Origin of the sequence: Stutzerimonas stutzeri (genome assembly GCF_019090095.1) — a bacterium.
In the GTDB taxonomy this organism is placed as follows: domain Bacteria; phylum Pseudomonadota; class Gammaproteobacteria; order Pseudomonadales; family Pseudomonadaceae; genus Stutzerimonas; species Stutzerimonas stutzeri_AN.
The window spans coordinates 1,567,955-1,584,770 of sequence record NZ_JAGQFP010000002.1; the positions used below are offsets into that span (position 1 = coordinate 1,567,955).

At 60.8% G+C, this 16,816-nt stretch carries 14 protein-coding genes; 13 read left to right on the forward strand and 1 reads right to left on the reverse strand.

Translation table 11 applies throughout. The annotated features are described in order from the left end of the window. The first annotated feature begins 102 nt into the window (after positions 1 to 102). The 13 genes from KVO92_RS16920 (at position 103) to KVO92_RS16980 (ending at position 15,684) form a co-directional block, all read left to right on the forward strand. Positions 103 to 939, forward strand: a complete 837-nt coding sequence (locus KVO92_RS16920; protein ID WP_217476701.1) for a CvfB family protein — start codon at positions 103 to 105, stop codon at positions 937 to 939. Between the two features lie 307 nt (positions 940 to 1,246). Then, entirely contained in the window at positions 1,247 to 1,780 is a 534-nt protein-coding gene (rfaH, locus tag KVO92_RS16925) for a transcription/translation regulatory transformer protein RfaH (RefSeq protein WP_336512650.1), read from the forward strand. A gap of 289 nt (positions 1,781 to 2,069) precedes the next feature. Beyond that, positions 2,070 to 3,227, forward strand: a complete 1,158-nt coding sequence (locus KVO92_RS16930) for an outer membrane beta-barrel protein (protein ID WP_217476703.1) — start codon at positions 2,070 to 2,072, stop codon at positions 3,225 to 3,227. Positions 3,228 to 3,270: 43 nt separating this feature from the next. Further along, positions 3,271 to 3,804 (forward strand): polysaccharide biosynthesis/export family protein, encoded by a 534-nt coding sequence (locus tag KVO92_RS16935; RefSeq protein WP_217476704.1) that lies wholly within the window; start codon positions 3,271 to 3,273, stop codon positions 3,802 to 3,804. Further along, positions 3,804 to 6,005, forward strand: coding sequence for a GumC family protein (locus KVO92_RS16940; protein ID WP_217476705.1), 2,202 nt, complete (start codon positions 3,804 to 3,806; stop codon positions 6,003 to 6,005). The genes KVO92_RS16935 and KVO92_RS16940 overlap by 1 nt, the downstream gene beginning before the upstream one ends. Before the next feature lie 151 nt (positions 6,006 to 6,156). Next, entirely contained in the window at positions 6,157 to 7,503 is a 1,347-nt protein-coding gene (locus KVO92_RS16945; RefSeq protein ID WP_217476706.1) for a UDP-glucose dehydrogenase family protein, read from the forward strand. 14 nt (positions 7,504 to 7,517) lie between these two features. Next, positions 7,518 to 8,909, forward strand: a complete 1,392-nt coding sequence (locus KVO92_RS16950; RefSeq protein WP_217476707.1) for a lipopolysaccharide biosynthesis protein — start codon at positions 7,518 to 7,520, stop codon at positions 8,907 to 8,909. 1 nt (position 8,910) lies between these two features. Continuing rightward, a complete protein-coding gene (locus KVO92_RS16955; RefSeq protein ID WP_217476708.1) occupies positions 8,911 to 10,140 on the forward strand; it encodes a glycosyltransferase family 4 protein in 1,230 nt (409 codons plus the stop codon). Between the two features lie 165 nt (positions 10,141 to 10,305). Further along, positions 10,306 to 11,430 carry a GDP-mannose 4,6-dehydratase gene (gene gmd / locus KVO92_RS16960; RefSeq protein WP_217476709.1) on the forward strand — a complete coding sequence of 375 codons (1,125 nt, stop codon included), beginning with the start codon at positions 10,306 to 10,308 and terminating at the stop codon, positions 11,428 to 11,430. A gap of 2 nt (positions 11,431 to 11,432) precedes the next feature. Further along, positions 11,433 to 12,401, forward strand: coding sequence for a GDP-L-fucose synthase (gene fcl, locus KVO92_RS16965; RefSeq protein WP_217476710.1), 969 nt, complete (start codon positions 11,433 to 11,435; stop codon positions 12,399 to 12,401). Between the two features lie 230 nt (positions 12,402 to 12,631). Beyond that, a complete protein-coding gene (locus KVO92_RS16970) occupies positions 12,632 to 13,915 on the forward strand; it encodes a hypothetical protein (RefSeq protein WP_254621463.1) in 1,284 nt (427 codons plus the stop codon). Then, positions 13,878 to 14,642 (forward strand): glycosyltransferase, encoded by a 765-nt coding sequence (locus KVO92_RS16975; RefSeq protein WP_217476711.1) that lies wholly within the window; start codon positions 13,878 to 13,880, stop codon positions 14,640 to 14,642. Before KVO92_RS16970 ends, KVO92_RS16975 begins: the two co-directional genes overlap by 38 nt. 61 nt (positions 14,643 to 14,703) lie before the next feature. Further along, entirely contained in the window at positions 14,704 to 15,684 is a 981-nt protein-coding gene (locus KVO92_RS16980; RefSeq protein WP_217476712.1) for a phosphoribosyltransferase family protein, read from the forward strand. Between the two features lie 25 nt (positions 15,685 to 15,709). On the opposite strand, the gene KVO92_RS16985 is transcribed toward KVO92_RS16980, so the two are convergent. Continuing rightward, the gene (locus KVO92_RS16985; protein ID WP_217476713.1) at positions 15,710 to 16,756 is read right to left on the reverse strand and encodes a glycoside hydrolase family 5 protein; all 1,047 of its coding nucleotides are present in this window, start codon (positions 16,754 to 16,756) and stop codon (positions 15,710 to 15,712) included. Positions 16,757 to 16,816: the final 60 nt, after the last annotated feature.

Sequence of the window (16,816 nt, forward strand, 5' to 3'; positions counted from 1 at the left end):
TAGGCGTCATCCCCTCGGAACGGGCTGCCGGCTGTTCGTGGCGGCGCGCCGTGCCGGGCGGGCCTGTTAGAATCGCCGCCTTCGAACCTCAGGATCAGTGCAATGGCCGCAATCGGGCGCTTCAACAGTATGCAGATCGTCAAGCACACCGGGTTCGGCCTGTATCTGGATGGCGGGCCGGACGGCGAGATTCTTCTGCCCAACCGCTACATACCCAAGAACGTTCCTACCGACGTCGATGACTGGCTCAACGTGTTCGTTTACCTCGACAGTGAAGACAAGCTCATCGCCACCACCGAAAAGCCCAAGGTGCAGGTGGGTGAGTTCGCCAGCCTCAAGGTCGTGGAGATCAACCGGGTCGGAATCTTCCTCGATTGGGGTTTGCCCAAGGATTTGCTACTACCGCATTCCGAGGAAAAGCGTCCGCTGAACGAGGGTGACTATTGCGTCGTGCACGTCTACCTCGACAAGCACACCCGCCGCATCACCGCCACGGCGCGTCTGGACCGTTATCTGGACAAGACGCCGGCGCGCTACAAGGTCGGCGAGGTTGTCGATCTGTTGGTGGTCGAGCGCACTGACCTCGGCCACAAGGCGATCATCAACGGGCGTCACTGGGGGCTGATCCACAAGAACGAAGCCTTCAAGTTCCTGCGCGGTGGTATGCATGAGAAGGGCTATATCAAGGACGTGCGCAGCGACGGCAAGATCAGCCTGAGCCTGCAGCCGGTGGGTAGCGAGGCGGGCGACGCCCTGCAGGCGTTGATCCTGCAGAAGCTGCAGGAAAACCGGGGCCGCCTGGCCGTCAGTGACAAAACCGCCGCCGATGAGATCGCGCGGTTGTTCGGGGTCAGCAAGGGCAATTTCAAGAAGGCCATCGGTGGGCTCTACAAGCAGGGCCGCATCGTGATCCACCCCGATCGTATCGAACTCGCCTGACTCTACCGCCCAGCGCGATTTTCCTTATCCCGCTGCGCTGGAATCCCCCACGAGCCCGACCCGCCTCGACGCCAGGGCTCGCCTGCCGCTATCGCCTCTGCACCGAGCAGAGGCCCCTTATTGCACCTGGCTCGATGGTGGTCTTCGAGGGCTCGCTCGTCGGCGGTCGAGATGACCGGTCGTCCTTCCAAGTGTTGCTGCGTGTAACAAGGCGGAACTGCTCTGGATCGGGCCTGTCCAGTGAAGGCGCCTGGTGAGCCAGGGCTGGTCGACCTTCATTGAATGCATGAGTGCAGGCGGAGACGCGGTGGATAGGCACATCGATTTGCCGACTAAGGCCTGGTACCTGCTGCAGTGCAAGCCGCGCCAGGACGCACGTGCTCAAGAGCACCTCGCCAGGCAGGGTTTCGAATGCTTCGCCCCGACCGTGATGGTGCAGCGCTTGTCTGCTGGCAAGGTGCGCGAGCAGTCGCAACCGTTGTTTCCCGGTTATGTATTCGTGCGCATGGGCACGCAGGACAGTTGGCTGTCGCTGCGCTCGACGCGCGGTGTCAATCGGGTCGTCAGCTTCTGCGGTCAGCCGTGTCTTGTGCAGGACGCGATCGTCGATCAACTTCGACAGCGTTGCGCAACGGCTGCGCCGTCTCCCGTGCTGGTTAGCGGGGATCGGGTACAGGTCCGGGTTGGGGCCTGTACCGAGATGGAGGCGATCTTCCTGGCCATGGATGGGGAAGAACGGGTGATGTTGCTGCTCAATGTGCTCAACCGGCAGCACCAGATTCAGGTTGGGCTGGCAAGTATCGAACCGGTTCGGCACGCCGCGACGTTGCGGGTCCGTTAATCACTATAACGACGCGTTGCTTCGCCGACTCGGTCGGTCGAAGCGAGCGGCGGCTTTGTTCGTATTCCGCTACAGGGCGCTTGCCTTGGGGCGGTAGCGTGGTTGAAACGCGGTGCAAGAGGGCTTGCGGTGGCGCCTGCAGGCCACTGCCGAAGGCACCGCTCATCGATTGTGCAACTGTCAGGGATATTTGCGGTCTGTTGCGTGTCTATGCCTGCTCACAAGAGCCCCTGCGTCGCGGCTGGAGTCGAGGCATGAACAAAAATCCATCTCCGAGAAGGGATTCCATATGAGGAACATCACGCTTCCAGGTGTATCGCTGCTGTGTCTTGTCGCTACCGATAGCTGGGCAGTGAACGAGCCACAGGACATACAACTTGGCGGTTTCGAGTTCACCCCGACCCTGGTCGTACGCGAAAGCTATGACGACAACTATCGCGGGCTGTCGGACAACGAGCAGGCCTCCTGGGTCACCGGAATCAATCCAACCTTTCTGTTGGGGACGGGTAATCGCAACAGCGAGTACGAGCTCGAGTACTCCTTGAACAGCGATATCTTTCATTCCGATTCCGAGGCGAGCAACACCGACCACCATCTCAACTTGAGAAGCGTCATCGAGTTCACCTCGCGCCACCGGCTTAGCTGGGGGCTGGCCTACCACCGCGTAGAAGAGACGGCGGACACCGAAGACGCCACCGAAAACGACAAGTACAGCCGTGCGATTGCCCGTGCCGCGTACCGTTTCGGCGCCCAGAGCGCACGCAACCAGCTCGAGTTCGGCACCAATTACGAACAGTTGCGCTACCACAACAGCGGCAACATCAACGCCTCCGAAGAGCGCGACAGCCTGATGTTCAACTCCATCTGGTTTCATCGCCTGGGCGCCAAGACGCGCTCGCTCGTGGAGGTTCGCCACACGGACCATGACTACAAACTCAGCAGCGCCCTGCGCGACAGCACCAACCTGGCGCTGCTGGGCGGTGCGACCTGGGACGCCACCGGAAAGACCTCCGGCAGCTTCAAGCTCGGCGCGGAGCGCAAGGATTTCGACAGCGACCAGCGCAAGGACTTCACCAGCCCGATGTGGGAAGTCGGCGTCACCTGGAAGCCACGGACCTATTCGGTGTTCAACCTGACCTCGCGGCGGGCCTTCGACGAAGGTGACGACGGCGCCAGCACCATCAACGACTGGACGACGTTGGCCACTTGGGAGCACGAGTGGACCTCGCGCATCGCGACCGAGCTGAAGTACCGCTTCTCCGACCGTGATTACGAAGGCATCGGCCGCAACGATGAACGGAGTTCCTACGGGGCGGGGGTGATCTGGTCACCGGATCGCTGGATCGACGTGACCCTGTCGTACCTCAGAACGGAGAACGACTCGAACCTGAGCTCGGAAACCTATGACCGTAACGTTTACCTGCTGAGTTTCGACCTGAGCCTTTGAGGCCCGGGTAGGACGTTAACCAGTGCCTAAGGAGGAGCCGAACATGCGCATCCCGAACATCTTCAAATTTCTGTCCGTGCTGTTGCTGCTGGCGTTCAGTGCAACCGCCAGCGCCGCGCAGTACAAGCTGGGCTCGGGCGACGTGATCCGCATCAGCGTCCACGGCGAACCCGACCTCTCGTTCGAAGAGGTACGCCTGACCGACGCGGGCACCTTCACCTTCCCCTTCATCGGCGAAGTCGACGCCAACGGCAAGACGCCCGGTGAGGTCCGTAACGTGCTGGTCGAGAAGCTCAAGGACGGTTACCTGATCGATCCGCGGGTGTCGGTCTCGGTGGTCAACTACCGGGAGTTCTACATCTCCGGCGAGGTCAAGCTGCCCGGCGGTTATCCCTACCAGCCCGGTCTTACCCTGGATCGCGCGATCGCCCTGGCCGGTGGCCTGACCGAGCGCGCCTCGACCAAGCGCATGACCATCGTGCGGGGATCCGAAGGTAGCCGCGCCGAAGAGAAGGCCACCATGGACACTCAGGTTCGCCCCGGCGACACGATCAATATCGACGAAGGATTCTTCTGATGAACAGCCCAGTTCGCCCGGATCGACCCTGGCAGCGTCCCGTAGGGCCTGCTACCGACAGTGACTTCATCGACCTGAAGAAAATCTGGCATGCCATCTGGTCACGCAAATGGGGCATCGTCCTGTTGGTGGGTGTCGTTGCGCTGCTGACAGTCTTCCTGCTGGCACGGATGACGCCGATCTACAAAGCCGTGGCTTCGGTGCTGATCGAGACCAAGGGCACACCCGTGCTGTCGTTCCAACCGGCGGCGGATACCCCGGTGGAACTCAGTGAATACCTGCAAACCCAGCTCAGCCTGATGCAGAGCCGTGGCGTTGCCGAGCGCGTGGTGCGCGATCTCGATCTGACCAAACACCCCGAGTTCGACCTGCGGCAGCAGCCAGGCCCCTTGCTGGATATCGGCGGCATGATCGATTCGCTGACCGGCGAAGAGCCTACGCCACCGACCGAAGCCGAGATTCTCGACTTCGCCACCCAGTCGCTGATGGAGCGCACGTCGGTATGGGTGGAGGGCAAGAGCCAGCTGGTCTATCTGTCGATCGCCATGGCTGATCGCATGACCGCCGCGCAAGCGACCAATCAGCTGGCCCAGGCCTACATCGAAGCGCAGCTGGAGGCCAAGGTCGACATGTCGATGACCGCTGCCAGCTGGATGAACGACCGCCTGGTGTCCCTGCGGCAGAACCTGCAGGACTCCGAAGACAAGCTTCAGGCCTATCTCGATGCCGAGGGGCTGGTCGACCTGAACGGTGTCGGCACCATCAGCGCCAGCGAGCTGTCGCTGACCGGCGACCGGATGATCGATGCACGCCGTCAGCGTGCCGAGGCCGAGAGCCAGTATCGCCAGGTCGAGTCGATGCGCAGCCAGGGCTGGCAGCGTCTTGCCAGCGTGCCGGCGGTGCTGGGGCATCCGCTGATCCAACAGTTCAAGGCCGACCAGGCGCATGCCCGTTCGCGGGTGGAAGATCTGTCGCGTCGCTATGGTGATCGCCACCCGGCGATGGTGTCGGCGCGTTCCGATCTGAATGCCGCCACCGCCAGCCTCAAGCAACAAGTCGAGCAGGTGGTTGCGAGCATCGAGCGCAACTATCAACTGGCCGTGGCCAATGAGAACTCGCTGCGCTCCTCGTTCGACGAGAACAAGAGCCGCATCCAGGACATCTCCCGCAAGGAATTCAAGGTGCGTGATCTGCAGCGCCAGGTCGAGAGCGACCGTGCGCTGTATGACACCTTCATGACCCGTCTGCAGGAGACCACGGCGACTTCCGACCTGAGCTCCACCAACGCTCGGGTGGTCGATTCGGCCATCCCGCCGACCGAGCCCAGTGCGCCGAACAAGAAGCTGATCCTGGTGGTGGCGCTGTTCCTGGCGCTGGTGCTCGGCGTCGCCCAGGCGATCATCCGCGAGATCCTGGACAACACCTTCAAGAGCTCCGAGGAAGTCGAGAACAAGCTCGGCCTGCCGGTCATGGGCATCGTTCCGCAGGTGCCGCGCAAGCTGCGCAAGGACGTCAGCCATCTGTTCGAGCGCAGCAGCGACAAGCGTTTCTGCGAAGCCGTGCGGACCATCCGCACCAACCTGCTGCTGAGCGAAGCCAGCCAGCCGCGCCAGGTACTGGTGGTGACCTCCACGGCGCCGGACGAGGGCAAGAGTTCGGTGTCGGCCAACCTGGCGTTCGCCATGGGCCAGCTGCATCGCGTCCTGCTGATCGACGCCGACCTGCGTCGCGCAACCCTCGACAAGTCGTTCGACTTCAAGCCGGGCACCCCTGGCCTGGTCAACCTCATCGGCGGCAACGCCAAGCTCGAAGAGTGCATCCACAGCGTTGGCAACGTCGACATGATCGCCGCCGGTGCGGTGCCGTCCAATCCGCTGGAACTGCTGTCTTCGCCACGCTTCGCCAAGCTGCTCGAGGTGGTCAAGGGCCGTTATGACCGCATCATCATCGACTCGCCACCGAGCCAGGCGGTCAGTGATGCGGCCGTCCTCTCGACGCTCGCCGATGCGGTGATCTACGTCGTCAAGTCCGACAGCACCTTGATTCCGCACGTGCAGAAGGGCGTCAATCAGCTGCAGAACAGCAGCGCGCCGGTCATCGGGGTGGTGCTCAACCACGTCGACATCGAGAAGGCCAAGAAGAACGGTCAGTTCCGTGGCTACTACGACCACTACGGGTATAGCGAGCAGCAAACGGTCTGATCCGGCTCGTACTGTCCCTTGCCGGGCCGGACGCCGCCTACGCGGATGCCGGCCCGGATTGACACTGCCCAGCAAGCGAATAGCGCCAACGGCCCCCGCCAGGGTTGCGCCGAGGCACGCCCGTTTAAATGTCTAAATCGAGGATCCTGCTATGAACATCACCGTCGTTGGAAGCGGCTACGTCGGTCTGGTTACCGGTGCCTGCATCGCGGAAATGGGCAACACGGTCTACTGCGTCGATGTCGACAAATCCAAGATCGAAAATCTCAAGCAGGGCATTCTGCCTATCTACGAGCCGGGTCTCGAAGAGATCGTCACGGAAAACCATACGGCCGGTCGCCTGCATTTCACGACGTCACTGAGCGAGGCGGTCGAGCAGTCCGAAGTGTTCTTCATTGCCGTCGGTACGCCGCCAGGTGAAGACGGTTCAGCGGACCTGCGCTATGTCCTGGAAGTGGCCCGTCAGATCGGCGATACGCTGAACGCGCCGGCCATCGTGGTGAACAAGTCGACCGTGCCGGTCGGCACCGCGGATCTGGTGCGCGCGGCCATAACCGAGCGTCTCGAGGCGCGCGGCGTCGACATCGAGTTCTCGGTGGTGTCGAACCCGGAATTTCTCAAGGAAGGGGCGGCGGTCGATGACTTCATGCACCCCGACCGTATCGTCATCGGTGCCGACAACGAGCACGCCCGCCAAGTGATGAGCGCGCTCTACGCGCCGTTCATCCGTAACCGTCCGCGGACCATGTTCATGGGCATTCGCGACGCGGAAATGACCAAGTACGCCGCCAATGCCATGCTGGCGACGAAAATCTCCTTCATGAACGAGATCGCCAGCCTCTGCGAGCGGCTCGATGTGGACGTGGAGAATGTGCGCCTGGGCATCGGTTCTGACGAGCGCATCGGCTACCACTTCATCTATGCCGGCTGTGGTTACGGCGGCTCCTGCTTCCCGAAAGACGTCAAGGCGCTGATCAACATCGCCCACCAGAACGATTTCGAGCCCAAGCTGCTGCAGGCGGTGGAAGCGCGCAACGATCAGCAGAAGCATTCGTTGTTCAACAAGATCTCCACGCACTTCAACGGCAACCTCGAAGGCCGAACCTTCGCCGTCTGGGGGCTGGCGTTCAAGCCCGGCACCGACGACATGCGCGAAGCGCCGAGCGTGGTGCTGATCAACAGCCTGATCAATGCGGGCGCCAAGGTGCGTGCGTTCGACCCGGTGGCTCGCGAGACCGCGCGCCGCGAGTTTCCGGACGCCTGGTTCGCTGACGGCCGCCTGCAGATCGTCGAGGGCCAGTACGAGGCGGCGATCGATGCCGACGCGCTGTGCCTGGTCACCGAGTGGAAGCCGTTCCGCCGCCCGGATTTCCGTGCCCTGAAACGCCTGCTGAACACGCCACTGATCATCGATGGACGTAACCAGTACGACCGCGAACAGGTCAAGCGCGAAGGCTTCAGCTACTACGGCGTCGGTCGCCAGCCGGTCCAGGCCTGAGCGAGGAGCGGCGAGTGAGCGCCATCGAGCAGTCCGGCATGTCGCGCAGCGCCTCCCCCATGCGGGAGCGCCTGGCCGCGCTGTGGCACGGCAGCCTGCGCAGCAAGCTGCTGCGTAACATCGTCACCGTGGTGTCCGGTACCGCCGGTGCCCAGGCGATCACCCTGGCCTTCATGCCGGTGATCACCCGCATCTACGGGCCGGAGGCCTATGGTGTGCTGGGCACCTTCCTCAGCGTGACCATGATGCTGATCCCGGTCGCTGCGCTGACCTACCCGATCGCCATCGTGCTGCCCAAGCGCGATGGCGATGCGCGTGGATTGGTACGCCTGGCGCTGTTGACGGCGTTGGTGCTGGCGTCCCTGGTTGCCCTCGCGCTGCAGCTGTTCGGCGAGCGGCTGGCGGGCATGGCGGACATCAGCATCATCCAGCCCTACCTGATGCTCATCCCGTTCGTGATGTTCTGCGGCGCGGCGCTGGAGATCTGCCAGCAATGGCTGTTCCGGACCCAGCGTTTCCGCATTACCGCCAGCGTGGCGGTGGGTCATTCGCTGCTGTTCAACACGATGCGCACCGTTGCCGGCCTGCTGCAGTCCTCGGCACTGGTACTGGTCTGCACCACCGCGCTGCAGCAGGCGTTGCATGCGGCCATGCTGGGGTTGGCCATGCTGCGGGCGAAGCCGCATGCGGACAACCACCGCGATGAAGCCGAGCAGGTCAGCCCGGGCATGCTCGAACTGGCGCGTCGGCACAGCGATTTTCCCAAGTATCGCGCGCCGGTCATGCTGATCAACGCGGTATCGCAGCACCTGCCGACGCTGGTGCTGGCCGCCTATTTCGGCCCGGCCGCGGCCGGGTTCTTCGCCCTGTGCAAACAGGCGTTGACGATGCCGACCAACCTGATCGGCAAATCGGTTGCCGATGTCTATTACCCGCGCATCAGCCGCGCCATCCATGACCGCGAGCCGGTTGCGGCGATGCTGCTCAAAGCCACCGCCGCGCTGGGATTGGTCGGTCTGGTGCCATTCACGCTGGTTGCCGTCATCGGGCCCTGGTTGTTCGCGCTGGTGTTCGGCGAGCAATGGCACGTGGCCGGTGAGTATGCCCGTTGGTTGGCCTTGGCCGAGTACGTGATCTTCGTCTCGCGGCCCTGTGTGGTAGCGGTACCGGCGCTTTCGCTGCAAGGCCGCTTCCTGCTGTTCGAAATTTTCAGCACCAGCCTGCGTGTGATGTCGCTGTTCGGCGGTGCGTTGCTGCTCGGCAATGCGCTGGCCACGGTGCAGGCGTTCGCCGTCGCCAGCATCGTCATTTATTCCTCGTTGATCGCGATCGTGCTGATCGCGTCGCGGCGGTGGTACGCGGCGCTGCGCCGCGAAACCCTGCACCCGCAAGAGAGTGTTGATTGATATGAAGGTTTTACATCTGGTTGCCGGCGAGCTGACCGGTGGCGCCGCACGCGGTGCCTACTGGCTGCACCAGGGCTTGCGCTCGCTGGGAGTCGATTCGCGCGTTTATACCAATAGCCAGGTCACCCATGGCGACACCTCGGTGGTGTCGGTCAGCCGCAGCAAGAAGGACAAGATCATCAGCATTGCCCGCAGCCAGGCCGACCAGGCATTCGCCAGCCTGTATCGCGGGCGCCCATCGGGCATGTTCAGCGCGGGCGTCATGGGCGCCGATTTCACCGACAGCGCCGAATGCCGCGAGGCTGACGTGATCCACCTGCATTGGATCAACGGCGGCTTCGTCGATATCAAGCACCTGGCCAAGCTGCGCAAGCCAGTGGTCTGGACCATGCGGGACATGTGGCCGATGACTGGCGGCTGCCACTACGCCATGGGCTGCGAAAGATTCACCACCGGCTGCGGCAGCTGCGAGCAGCTCGGCAGCACATCCGACCGGGACCTGTCGCGGTTCGTGCTCAACCGCAAGCGCAAGTACTTGCCCAAGTCGATGAAGATGATCGGCATCAGCGACTGGGTCTCCGAACAGGCCCGGCAGAGCGAGCTGTTTCGCGACTTCGACGTGCGCACCATTCACAACAATGTCGACGCCAGCGAGTTCTTCCCGCTGGACAAGACGCTGGCACGCCAGCTGCTCGGCTTGAACACCGAGAAGCAGATCATCCTCACCGGCTGCACCAGCGCCAAGGACACCTACAAGGGCTTCGGCAAGTACCTCGAGATGCTCGAGCACCTCGATCCGGCCAAGTACCACTTGTGCTTCTTCGGCAAGCTGGACCAGTCCATCGCCGATGGGCTGGGTTTCGATTACACCTCGTTCGGCTATCTGCACGACAGCATCTCGCTGCGCCTGCTGTATTCGGCGGCGGACGTGTTCATCGCGCCGAGCCTGATGGAAGCCTTCGGCAAGACCCTGGCCGAGGCCATGGGCTGCGGCACCCCTGTAGTGTGCTTCGATGCGACGGGGCCGAAAGACATCGTCACCCACCTGCACGATGGCTACAAGGCCGCACCGTTTGAAGCCCGGGGCCTCGCAGAGGGGGTCGAGTGGATCACCGGCGAGGCCGACTATCCGACGCTCGCGCGCAACGCGCGGGACAAAATAACCAGCACCTTCGACAGCCCGGTCATCGCTCGCCAATACCAGGCGCTGTACGAGGAAATGCTCGCATGAGCCGTCCATACGTCCGCCACGGGCGGGACGGTCATGCTTCGTTAACGTCCACTGCCAACAATCGACCGAACCGACCCAAGGGTGTCCGGCATCTGATAGCGCCAGTCCCCGCCAGTCGTCTCGCCTCATCACCTCTTGTCATCTGGAACCTACAGGTACTCTGAAATGGAAAAGAAACGCGCGCTGATCACCGGGATTACTGGCCAGGACGGTTCCTACCTCGCTGAGTTTCTGCTGGAAAAGGGCTATGAGGTCCATGGCATCAAACGCCGCGCCTCGTTGTTCAATACGCAGCGGGTCGATCACCTCTATCAGGACCATCATGTCGAGAATCAGAACTTCGTTCTGCATTACGGCGACCTGACCGACTCGTCCAACCTGACCCGCATCATCCAGGAAGTGCAGCCCGATGAGGTGTACAACCTCGGCGCGCAGTCCCATGTCGCGGTGAGCTTCGAGTCGCCCGAGTACACTGCCGATGTCGACGGCATGGGCACGCTGCGTATTCTGGAGGCCATCCGCCTGCTGGGCCTGGAGAAAAAGACCCGCTTCTATCAGGCGTCGACCTCCGAGCTGTATGGCTTGGTCCAGGAGATTCCGCAGAAGGAGACCACGCCTTTCTACCCGCGCTCGCCCTACGCGGTAGCCAAGCTTTACGCCTACTGGATCACCGTCAACTACCGTGAGTCCTACGGCATGTATGCCTGCAACGGCATTCTGTTCAACCACGAGTCGCCACGCCGTGGCGAGACCTTCGTGACCCGCAAGATCACCCGCGGCCTGGCGAACATCGCCCAGGGCCTGGAGAAATGCCTGCACATGGGCAACCTCGATGCGCTGCGCGACTGGGGCCACGCCAAGGATTACGTGCGCATGCAGTGGATGATGCTGCAGCAGGAGCAGGCCGAGGACTTCGTCATCGCCACCGGCGTGCAGTACTCGGTGCGTGAGTTCATCAAGTGGTCGGCCGCCGAGCTGGGTGTCCAGTTGCGCTTCGAAGGCAGTGGGGTAGATGAACGCGCCATCGTCGCCAGCGTCGAAGGGGACAAGGCGCCGGCGCTCAACGTGGGCGATGTGATCGTCCGCATCGATCCGCGCTACTTCCGGCCGGCTGAAGTTGAAACCTTGCTAGGCGATCCGACCCGAGCCAAAGAGCGGCTCGGCTGGACCCCGGAAATCACGGTGCAGGAAATGTGCGCCGAGATGGTCCGTGAAGACCTCAAGGTCGCCCAGCGCCACGCCCTGCTGAAAGAGCACGGCTTTGATATTCCAGTGAGTGTGGAGAACTGAACATGAATCGTGACGCACGTATTTTTGTCGCGGGACATCGTGGCATGGTGGGCTCGGCAATCGTCCGTCGCCTGCAGGCGTTGGGCTACACCAATCTGATCACCCGCGGGCGTGAAGAGCTCGACCTGGTCGACCAGGCCGCGGTGAACGCATTCTTCGCCGAGAACCGGATCGACCAGGTTTACATGGCGTCCGCCAAGGTCGGTGGCATCCATGCCAACAACACCTATCCGGCCGAGTTCATCTACCAGAACCTGATGGTCGAGGCGAACATCATCCATGCCGCGCACTGCAACGACGTGCAGAAGCTGCTGTTCCTCGGCTCATCGTGCATCTATCCGAAGTTCGCCGAGCAGCCGATGAAGGAAGAGGCGCTGGTGACCGGCGTGCTGGAGCCGACCAACGAGCCCTACGCGGTGGCCAAGATCGCCGGCATCAAGCTGTGCGAGAGCTACAACCGCCAGTATGGCCGCGACTACCGCAGCGTGATGCCGACCAACCTTTATGGTCCCAACGACAACTTCCACCCGGAAAACAGCCACGTGGTGCCCGCCTTGCTCAAGCGCTTCCACGAAGCGACTCAGCGTGGCGACAACCAGGTGGTGATCTGGGGCAGCGGCAAGCCGCAGCGCGAATTCCTGCACGTGGACGATATGGCGGCGGCCTGCGTGCACGTGATGGAGCTGGACGACCAGCTCTACCGAGCCCATACCCAGCCGATGCTGTCGCATATCAACGTGGGCACCGGCGTCGATTGCAGCATTCGAGAATTGGCGGAAACCATCGCCCGGGTGACCGAATACCAGGGCGAGCTGATCTTCGACAGCTCCAAGCCGGACGGTACACCGCGCAAGCTGATGGACGTCTCTCGCCTCAAGGCGCTCGGCTGGCAGTCGAGCATCAGCCTGGAGGACGGCCTGCGCGACGCCTATCGCTGGTTCGTTGAAAACCAGCACCTGGCTCGTCATTGATCGGCGATTGCGCCAGTGCGCCGCCGCACGACCGCGCAAGGACGCGTGTCGTGCCGCGGGTTTGGTCGCCGTCGCCGCCTAAGGTTTAAGCCTGCGGACTTTTTCGGCGCTGCTGTTGTCCATCCATGGCACATGACGCCACGTCGTGGCGAATTGCCTCACCGGCGCCATTCAGGTCGTCGGTTCGGTTCAGTGTTCGCCACGTTACACCTGGAGAATGGGGAAAGCGCTTGTTAAGGAAAGTTCTGGCGTACAAGAATCTGCTGTTCATGCTGCTGTTGCTGAATTCCACCTGCTTCTTCCTGACGGATGACAAGCGGGCGGGGATTCCGTATTTCCAGGAGCTGTTCCTGCTGATGGTGGTCGCCGCCACGGCCTGCCTGTTCGTAGCATGGAAGTGGGTTTATCAGTCCAAGACCAGCCTGTGGATCATTTTCATGGGCTGCTTGCTGCCGCTGATATCCGCCGTGCTGGCCAACCTGAACTTCGGCCAGCCGCTGGCCTATGGGTTGCTGGAGGAGCGGCGCTTCTTCCAGTACCTGGTGTTCTTCCCCACGCTGTTCCTGCTGCTTAAAGCGGGCCCTACCCAGGAAGAGCTGGGCAAGTACTTCCTGTACGTCGCGCTGTTCTGCGCCACCTTGGGCTTCGCTTATTACCTGGGGATCATTCCGCAGAACAAGGTGGCGTCCTTCACCGTCGATGACTGGACCCAATACGAGGACCTGCTGCGGCCGAACCGCTTCCGCATTGGCTCGCCCTTCGTCACGGTGGCCGCCTTCATGGTGATGTACAGCATGAAGGAGCGGGTGACGCTCGGCAGGCTGTTGATCCTGCTCTACTTCGTCGCCTATCTCTGGCTGGTCATGCAGACCCGGCAGACGATGCTTGTCTGGGCGTTGGCAGGGGTGTGGATTTTCCGCAAGCGTATCGACTCGCTGATGAAAATGAGCGCGTTGGGCCTGATCATATTGGTGGTGTCTTATCTGCTGGTGCCCGAGTTCTACCAAGAGCAGTACGCCCGATTCGACGCCTTGCTGTTCGACGCGACATCTGCGCCCGGGGTACGTGACACGACCGTGGCCATCATCCTCGACGCGATCGGGGCTAACGATTACATCGGTATGGGCGCCTTGTCGCTGCAATGGCAAGGCGGGTTTTCACGGATCTATAACTCGCACTTCTATCTCGCTGATGTGGGCATCTTCGGCGTCTATTATCGCTATGGATTCCTGACCCCGATCATCGCGCTGATCTTCTATGGCGGCTTCATCTGGATAATGCGTCAGTGCACCAACAAGGGCAGTCTTCTGGCTGCGCTGCAACTGTCGTTCGTGGTCAGCATGCTCAATATCGCCCTGTCCAATGCACTGACATTCTCCGGCGACGTCTATGGCATGGCCGCCGCATTCTTCCTTTATTACGCCAAGCTACAGACGGCGGATACTCCTCTTATAGCCAATCTCGAACAGGTGAATTATGGTCCGTTTCAGTATCGTAACTATAAACTGGAATAATCTGGCTGGCCTGAAGGAAACCTATCTGAGTCTTGCCAACCAGACCTACCGTAACTTTCGCTGGATCGTGATCGATGGCGCATCCAAGGATGGCAGTGGCGAGTGGCTTAACAATCTGGATGACAGTCAGGCCGAAATAACCATCGAGCCGGACAAGGGCATCTATGATGCGATGGATAAAGGTCGTCAGCGCGCCGTCGAAACGCCTGGTTATACCTTGTTTCTCAACAGTGGCGATTCGCTCGCCGATCCGACGGTATTGGCGCGCATCAACGACGAACTTTCGAAGGCGACGACCAAGCCGAAGTTCATCTATGGTGATTTCTATCGCCAGGAAGCCGGTGGTGTTTTGAAGCGGACCAGTGCGCGGTCAATCGAGCGTGCGCCTCTGGGATTACCGGCCAGCCATCAGACCATGTATTTCGAGAATGAGCGGCTTCGCCAGTTCAAGTTCCGGCTCGACTACAAGTTGTCCGCCGATTACTGCTTGTTGCTGGAATTCCTGCAGGGCCTGGATCTGCAGCGTGATGTCCTGCAATTGTCTTTTCCGCTCTGTATCTTCGACACCAGCGGTGTCTCGCACAAGCGACGCTTCGAAGCGATTCGAGAAGATATGGATATCAGAACGCGCTTCCTGAAGTTCTCGAAGCCTAACGCGTTCGCCCTTTATGTATTGCACTACGTGCATACGCATACCAAGCAATTACGAGCGTCCTTGGGGCGTTAAAGGATGGATAGCAGGGTTCCCTTTTCAAGTGGGCCCTTGGAACAGGGTGCAGGAGTGTTCGATGAATTACCGAAGCTTGAATGACTTGTCGCGGCTCAGCACGGAGTGCGCCAGCCAGATTCCAGATGATATCGAGTTGGTGATCGGTATTCCGCGCAGTGGGATGCTGGTTGCCAGCATCATCGCACTGAAACAGAACCTGCCACTGACGGATCTGTATTCGTTCTTGCGCAACGACGACCTCAAGAAAGGTCATACCCGAACCTACAAGCACGCCGAACTGCTCAAGCCGATGGATGCGAAGAAGGTCCTGCTGGTCGACGACAGCATCTCGTCGGCCAAGTCGATGCAGGCAGCGCTGGAGCAGGTGCGCGCGACCTATCAAGGCAGCGTGGTGACCTTGGCGGCGTTCGCCGAACGGCACAATCGGCACCTGGTGGACATGCATCTCGAGCTCGTCGAACAACCGCGGGTGTTCGAATGGAACATCATGCACCACCCCTTTCTCGCCCAGGCGTGTCTGGATATCGATGGCGTGCTGTGCGTCGATCCGACCCTCGAGGAGAACGATGACGGGCCGAACTACCGGGCCTTTCTCACGGGCACTCGTTCGTTATTCGTGCCTTCGGTCAAGGTCGCGCACCTGGTGACCAGCCGGCTCGAGAAATATCGTGCCGAAACGGAGGAGTGGTTGGCGCGCAACGGCGTGCAGTATGGAACGTTGCACATGCTAGACCTGCCCACGGCTGAGGAGCGCCGCCGGCTGAACATACATCACAAGTTCAAAGCGGAGGTCTATGCCAAGCAACCGCTGGCGCGCCTGTTCGTCGAAAGCGAGGTCAAGCAGGCGGTGGAAATCATGAGGCTCAGCGGCAAGCCGGTGTACTGCATCGAGACCAACGAGATGTACGTGCCGGGCCAGGTCTACAACCTCAAGGCCAATGCCTTGCGCAAGAGTTATAGCCTCAAGGCCAAGCTGGCCGGCAAGGCCAGATCGGTGCTGAGCAAATGGGCGCCAGCGGCGCCCTCTTCGAAAGGCTGACGGCTCAAGGCCGTAACGGACCGTCTTACTGGATCGGTCCGATGCGGCTGCAATTACCCTGGCCGATGTACTTGTCGAGAACCGCCCACTGGGGTCGGTCGCGACCATCCTGCGGTTCGACGGATAGCTTGTATTTGCCCCAGGACGAACCCGCTGCCCAATACGTCATGGGGATGCAGTGTTGTTGCAGGTAGGCCAGCAGATTATCCATCGCTTCGAGCAAGCGTGGATCATCGGAGGGAATTCCAAACTCGCCGATATGGCCTTGTCTGCCGTGCTTGATCAACCAGTCGACAAAGGGCTTGACGCGCTCGACGCCCAGCATGGTGTCGAAGTCATCCTCCAGCGGCTCCTTGTATTGTCCGCTACCGTGTTTGTCCAGGTAGAGGTGGGCGGAAAATATCAACTTGTCGGAGGGGTCTTTCAATTGCAGCAGCGGATCATTGAATTTCGGCCAGCGATAACTGCTGGACCAGAAGTTACCTTCAATGAACAAGGGGCGTTCTTTATCGTGCCTTCTGATGGCATCGATACCCGCCTGCGCTGCGGCCGGCCAGTACTTATCGGCGCCGTGCGGTTCGTTCATGATGTCGTAAGCGTAAAGTCCGCGCTGATCTTTCCAGCGCTTGGCAATACGCTCGAGCAGATCTTCATAGGCGGATATCGGCACGGCATCGGTTCCGATGAGCTGCTTTTGGTAGCGGGCATAGTTGTGTATATCGAGGATGACGCCAATGTCGTTATCGGCGGCTTGTTCAAATGTCTCCTCGATCAACCGCGCATAGTCTTCATCAAGTTCACCATTGAGCTCGTGTTGCAAACGCTCCCACATGATAGGGAAGCGAATGGTCTTGATGCCTTTGGCCTTCCATTGCGAAAGATAGCCGGGGGCTGGGAAGAAATAATTTGTTTTATATTTGCCTGGTATCACATTGCCAGAAAACGCGGCGCCACCGATATTCAGGCCGATCAGGTCAATATTTTCTGCTTCGCTGGCGGCACTCCCGAGCACAAGTGCGAGTCCGAGGAGTATTCCTTTTGATCGTTTCGAAGCGCTGCGTGTCCCTAACATCTGACTACCTCAATTGCTCATGTGGAAGATGCCGCCACGGCGGCTGCTTCGTTTGTCCGG